The organism is Aestuariivirga sp., from assembly GCF_046093005.1.
Taxonomy (GTDB): domain Bacteria; phylum Pseudomonadota; class Alphaproteobacteria; order Rhizobiales; family Aestuariivirgaceae; genus Aestuariivirga.
Genome location: NZ_JBJTER010000186.1, coordinates 1 through 5,313, shown reverse-complemented (window position 1 = coordinate 5,313; position 5,313 = coordinate 1). Strand labels below are relative to the sequence as shown.

Annotated in this window: 6 protein-coding genes, 1 tRNA gene and 2 pseudogenes; 3 read left to right on the top strand and 6 right to left on the bottom strand. The window is 60.1% G+C overall.

Annotated features, from left to right (window positions below):
• Window positions 1-240 precede the first annotated feature (240 nt).
• The 3 genes from ACKOED_RS15760 to ACKOED_RS15750 are packed head-to-tail and all read left to right on the top strand — an operon-like array spanning window position 241 to window position 1,474.
• Window positions 241-366 carry a hypothetical protein gene (locus ACKOED_RS15760; RefSeq protein WP_408917575.1) on the top strand — a complete coding sequence of 42 codons (126 nt, stop codon included), beginning with the start codon at window positions 241-243 and terminating at the stop codon, window positions 364-366.
• 47 nt (window positions 367-413) lie between these two features.
• Window positions 414-1,091, top strand: coding sequence for a hypothetical protein (locus ACKOED_RS15755; protein ID WP_408917577.1), 678 nt, complete (start codon window positions 414-416; stop codon window positions 1,089-1,091).
• Window positions 1,016-1,474, top strand: coding sequence for a SagB/ThcOx family dehydrogenase (locus ACKOED_RS15750; protein ID WP_408917576.1), 459 nt, complete (start codon window positions 1,016-1,018; stop codon window positions 1,472-1,474). Before ACKOED_RS15755 ends, ACKOED_RS15750 begins: the two co-directional genes overlap by 76 nt.
• A gap of 194 nt (window positions 1,475-1,668) precedes the next feature.
• On the opposite strand, the gene ACKOED_RS15745 is transcribed toward ACKOED_RS15750, so the two are convergent.
• The 6 genes and pseudogenes from ACKOED_RS15745 to groEL (ACKOED_RS15720) form a co-directional block, all read right to left on the bottom strand.
• Window positions 1,669-1,745, bottom strand: a tRNA-Arg gene (locus ACKOED_RS15745).
• A 133-nt stretch (window positions 1,746-1,878) separates the two neighbouring features.
• Window positions 1,879-2,679 (bottom strand): annotated as a pseudogene (gene groEL, locus ACKOED_RS15740) (chaperonin GroEL); the annotation flags it as partial.
• The gene (locus ACKOED_RS15735; protein ID WP_408917574.1) at window positions 2,666-3,118 is read right to left on the bottom strand and encodes a very short patch repair endonuclease; all 453 of its coding nucleotides are present in this window, start codon (window positions 3,116-3,118) and stop codon (window positions 2,666-2,668) included. The gene ACKOED_RS15735 and the pseudogene groEL (ACKOED_RS15740), both read right to left, overlap by 14 nt.
• Entirely contained in the window at window positions 3,087-3,818 is a 732-nt protein-coding gene (locus ACKOED_RS15730; protein ID WP_408917573.1) for a GIY-YIG nuclease family protein, read from the bottom strand. Before ACKOED_RS15730 ends, ACKOED_RS15735 begins: the two co-directional genes overlap by 32 nt.
• A gap of 5 nt (window positions 3,819-3,823) precedes the next feature.
• Window positions 3,824-4,978: a DNA cytosine methyltransferase gene (locus tag ACKOED_RS15725; protein WP_408917572.1), complete on the bottom strand. Its 1,155-nt coding sequence runs from the start codon at window positions 4,976-4,978 to the stop codon at window positions 3,824-3,826.
• A 127-nt stretch (window positions 4,979-5,105) separates the two neighbouring features.
• A pseudogene (gene groEL, locus ACKOED_RS15720) lies at window positions 5,106-5,313 on the bottom strand (chaperonin GroEL); the annotation flags it as partial.

The following is a 5,313-nucleotide window of genomic DNA, read 5'->3' as shown; positions in this document are numbered from 1 at the left end:
TCCCCTCTCGATGACAAATGGCTCGAAAAACGCCCATTCCTTGTCCGACATCAACCCGCGAACCATCGCTGTTCTCCGCAAAGAACAGCCTTGAATCAGAAATCACGTGATTTGTGAATCCACTTTGTCAACACCACCTAGATGCTCTTTAGCACAACTTCTATGCCCTTCTCTAGTTTGCGAAAGCGTTGACTATGGGGGTTACCGGTCACGTCATGGCCGGATAACAAGGAGGCAAAAATGAATTTGATTTCTGAGAGCAATCGGCAGGCTGAAGAACGGGTGCCGAAGACGGTACCGATGTCGAAGCTTGATCCGGCGATCTTCACGGGCGCTGTTGTCGGAAAAATGTACAACAAGGTCTAGAAGGGCCTTGCAAAGGCAGCCCACAAACCGTGGGCTGCCTATTCTATATGATGCGAATTCAGATCTCCCAGGCTCTGCTTGCAAGACCCCATTCACAGGGATGGCTGGTCTTCAACTTTATCCGAAAATCGGCTGTGCTCTGCTCTCCTGAAGCGGTGGCGTGGCTGGAACGTCTGGACGACTGGACAAGCCTCGATGATTTGACGGCAACCATGGCCCCCGATGAAGCCTCTCGGAACCGTCAGATGTTGATGACGATGCTGGATGCTGATCTTCTCGTCGCCGAGGGCTCGGCCGCAAGCCGTCTTGAGGAGGAATTCCTTGCGAAGTGGAAGTGGGGGATTGCTGCGGCGGCGCTGCACTGCGCGACGCTCAACTGCGAATTCATGTCGCTGGAGGAGTCGGCCGCCGAACAATTAGCGAAGCTTCGGGTGGAGCCGCAGCCTGAGCTCGTAAAGTCTAATGGACCGGCCGCGATCGTCTTGCCCCCGCCTGGTGCGGTGATCGCGTCTGCCGGGCTCCTTCAGACTATGGTCCAGCGGCGGACGAACCGCGTTCCCGGCTGCACGACGATCACCCTCCAGCAGCTTGGCGATTGTCTCTATGGAGGGCTTGCGATTACCGGAAGCGTGGAGACGCCGGCGGGGGTATTGCCGCTGTCGATCACTCCAAGCGGGGGGGGGCCAGAAACCCTTATGAGGCCTATGTCTATGTATCCGCCGTAGAAGGATTGCGGCCGGGTTTCTATCACTATGCCGGCGCGGAACACAGCCTGGAACTCGTATCGGGAACCGTAATGGAAGAGCCAGAGACCATGCTGGCCGGGCAGGACTGGGTTCACACGATGCCGGCGATCATTCTGCTGGTTGCTCATTTCGAGCGGACCATGTGGAAGTACCAGGACGCGAACTCCTACCGGGTGATCCTGATTGAGGCGGGCCATATTGGCCAGAACATCATGCTGGCTGCCACGGCGCATGGCCTCAGTGCCTGTCCCACGGCCGCCTTGCATCACGAGACGATCTGCGGCGCTCTGGGGATATCCGATTGTTTGCATGTTCCCATCTATGCGCTCACGCTGAGCCTTTCCGAGGAGGCTTCTGCGTGAAGCGACTTGGCTGGCCCATTTCCAGTCTCTGCAGCTGAAGCTTGGTGCGTGCCGGTCGAGCGCCGGTCAAACGCGGTCGAATGCCGGGGAACCGATGCCGAACGCCAAAACGCGACACGGGCGCGACCACGCCGCCAGCGGCGGGCGCCTGCGCCGGGAGCGAAACTGCAAGGCATTGATCAGATTTAGGAAAATGGCGCGCCCGACAGGATTCGAACCCATGACCCCCAGATTCGTAGTCTGGTGCTCTATCCAGCTGAGCTACGGGCGCTGACCGGGGCTGTCTGTAGTCCGCCGGCCGGGGAAAAGCAAGCCTGATCGCCCGGTCTGTTCCCGCCGCAAACGCAAAAACCCCGGGATTTCTCCCGGGGTTCTGTTGTTTCAGCCTTGGGCTGACGGACGTCTTAGAAGTCCATGCCGCCCATGCCGCCGCCCGGCATCGCCGGGGCTGCCGGCTTGTCCTTGGGCTTCTCGGCGATCATCGCCTCGGTGGTGATCAGCAGCGAGGAAACCGAGGCCGCGTCCTGCAGCGCGATGCGCACCACCTTGGCCGGGTCGATGATCCCCTTGGCGACCATGTCGACATACTCTTCGTTCTGGGCGTCGAAGCCGTAGTTGCCTTCCTTCTCCAGAACCTTGCCGACCACGATCGAGCCTTCGACGCCGGCGTTCTCGGCGATCTGGCGGATCGGAGACTCAAGCGCCTTGGACACGATGTTGATGCCGGCCTGGATGTCCGGGTTGGACGACTTCAGGGCAGCCACCGCCTTCTTGGCGCGCAGCAGGGCAACACCGCCGCCCGGCACGATGCCTTCCTCAACCGCGGCGCGGGTGGCGTTCAGCGCGTCGTCGACGCGGTCCTTGCGCTCCTTCACCTCGACTTCGGTGGCGCCGCCGACCTTGATCACCGCCACGCCGCCGGCGAGCTTCGCCAGCCGCTCCTGCAGCTTCTCGCGGTCATAGTCAGAGGTGGTCTCCTCGATCTGCGCCTTGATCTGGGCGCAACGGCCCTGGATGTCGGCCTTCTTGCCCGCGCCGTCGACGATCGTGGTGTTCTCCTTCTCGATCTTCACGCGCTTGGCGCGGCCGAGCATGTCGAGCGTCACGTTCTCCAGCTTGATGCCGAGATCTTCCGAGATCACCTGGCCGCCGGTGAGGACGGCGATGTCCTCCAGCATGGCCTTGCGGCGGTCACCGAAGCCCGGTCACCTTACGCCCAGCATTTTGTTCTTGCAGCGCCTTAAGTTTTCGCTTCCGGACTCGGCCAGAATCGCATTCCCAGATCGAAATGACCGACCAGCCCGCCCGCCGCAGGGCGGCGGCGTTGCGCCGGTCCCGTGCGCGGTTCCCGGCGATCTTGGCGGTCCAATAGGCGGCATTCGTCTTGGGCGCGCGCGCCCCGCGCTTGCAACCGTGCCCGTGCCAGAAACAGCCGTGAACGAATATCGCAAATTTCAAGCTTGGGATGACGATGTCGGGCTTTCCGGGGAGCGAGGCCACGTTGTATCTCATGCGCAGGCCGAGTGGCCGAAGGCAATCCCTCACGGCGCGCTCGCACGAAGTCGCCTTAGACCCCACAGCCCGCATAATGCGAGAGCGGAGTTTGGCAGTATCATTCGATTTGTTTCTTTCCTTCTTCGTCACTTCCCTCGCTGCCTTTTTCGACGCTCGCGGCGCCCCCAGCCGCTTCAAATCGCTCACCCGCTAGAGACTGAAGCCGGGTTGTTTGCGTGAACAGCGTCCGGCGCAATCCCACTTTTACGTCCCGCTCAGAAATCGTTTGAGCAAGTCTTGCCACGACCTGCGCTCTTCGAGCGGTGCGGGTGTCGGGGTGACCGCGCAGCTTCCTGACCTCATCAGAAACAATTCGTCCCCTGACGGGCTCCGGAAGGGCCACGTCGCGAACTGGGGTCGGCGGGTCCTTCTCGTTAAGGATCGCACCGAACTTGCTCTGCTTGACTGCGACTTGATGAACCTTGAACTCAAGCGCATCAAGCGTTTCTCGGGCTGCCTTGTCCTTCGCGCTCAGATGCTGGAACTTCGGGAGTGGAAATATCTCGATTTCGTAAACTTCATAGGGATCAAGAACGGACATTGCTACCGCATCTGTTCTTTGATTTGTAAGATGGCGGCTAATGCGACCCGACACTTTTTCCTTTGTTTGTCCTACGTAAATTGGTTCGCCGTCATAATCATAAAAAATGTATACACCCCACTTGAACCATCCGATAGGCTTTACTTCTTGGTCAATTCCAGTCGGATACGGGGTGCTTAAGAACTCCTTCAAAGAACGGCGGAGTTCACTCGTTTCGAATGGCGCAGCCTCTTTCTTTCGAATGGTCAACCTCGTCATTCCGCAGCGATAGACATGGCGGGGTCGGCTACTTTGCAAAGAGCATTTAGGAGATGTTGGCGAATGTAACCAACAGCAGTCACCGCCAGCCCATCTCCGAACACGTGGTAGCCGTCGTTGTAGTTTTCCGGAACTACGTAGCTGTCCGGCACGCCCATGAGCCGTGCCGCTTCGCGGATCGTCAGCAGCCGTGAGCGGGTCTGTTTGCCATCCACAATCATTACCGTTTGGCGGCTCGACCCTCCACCGGGCGTACGGAGACAACCGGCCACGCCGTCGAAGCGTACTTCGGCGCGCTGCATGCGGCCCAAGCCTTCCTCAACTCTGGTCCGTTTGTAAACCGTTCCCGCCATGCGCCTGCCGGCGAGCCGCGCGGCCTTCACTTTTTCCGCATTGGCGGGGGACATCATAGCCAACAGCCGCGCCGTCTCGCCAGCGCTGTGCCAGGAAGCAATCTCCTCATCGGTTTCGAGCAAGTCGGCTAGCGAAACCGAGCGTTCCGGCGGCGGCGGCAGTTTCCACCATCGCCAAGCGCTACGCAGGTGGGCAGGCAGCGCGTTCTGCGCCTTGCAGAGGGCTTCGCTATGCCAGGGAAGGACAGGCCCATCGGAAACGATGTGGCGCGGCGGACTCGCTGTTCTAAGGCTGCACACTATAAACAATCGTGGGCGCGATTGCGGGAGAAAATGGATGGCATCCACCACCAGTGCGCCGAAATCATAGCCCAGCGAGACAATGGCCTGGGCCAGTTCGACGAAGTCCGCCCCGCCATGCGAGGACAGCGTGCCGGTGACGTTTTCGAGCACCAGTAGTTTGGGCTGCCGGTTCTCCGCTCTCAGCAGGTTGATAGCTTGCCAGAAACCCCAGAATGCGCCGCTGCGCTCCCCGGCCAGCCCCGCGCGGTTGCCAGCCAGCGAAAGATCCTGACACGGGAACGACGCCCAGGCGAGATCAGGGCGGCTGGGCAAGTCGACGGACTTCAAGTCGTAGACATCGCCCAGAACAGTGTGGTCTTCACCGAAATTCGCTCTGTATATGGCGAGTTTCTTTGGATCGATGTCGTTCGCCATGAGGCATTTCCAGCCGGAACCAAGGCCCAGCCGCGCCATGCCGCCGCCCGCGAAGAATTCGTAATAGCCGCGATTTGCCATGATCTATGGTTCCCTTAATGTTCTGAGTTCGTCAAGAGGGCAATCCGCGATCCGCCAGATATCGGCAACAAAAACCCCGGGATTTCTCCCGGGGTTCTGTTGTTTCAGCCTTGGGCTGACGGACGTCTTAGAAGTCCATGCCGCCCATGCCACCGCCCGGCATCGCCGGGGCTGCCGGCTTGTCCTTGGGCTTCTCGGCGATCATCGCCTCGGTGGTGATGAGGAGCGAGGACACGGAGGCCGCGTCCTGCAGCGCGATGCGCACCACCTTGGCCGGGTCGATGATCCCCTTGGCGACCATGTCGACATACTCTTCGTTCTGGGCGTCGAAGCCG

Coding starts and splice junctions, on each gene's coding strand:
- ACKOED_RS15760 (WP_408917575.1), top strand. CDS start 241: ATGAATTTGATTTCTGAGAGCAATCGGCAGGCTGAAGAACGGGTGCCG.
- ACKOED_RS15725 (WP_408917572.1), bottom strand. CDS start 4,978: ATGGCAAATCGCGGCTATTACGAATTCTTCGCGGGCGGCGGCATGGCG.
- ACKOED_RS15755 (WP_408917577.1), top strand. CDS start 414: ATGATGCGAATTCAGATCTCCCAGGCTCTGCTTGCAAGACCCCATTCA.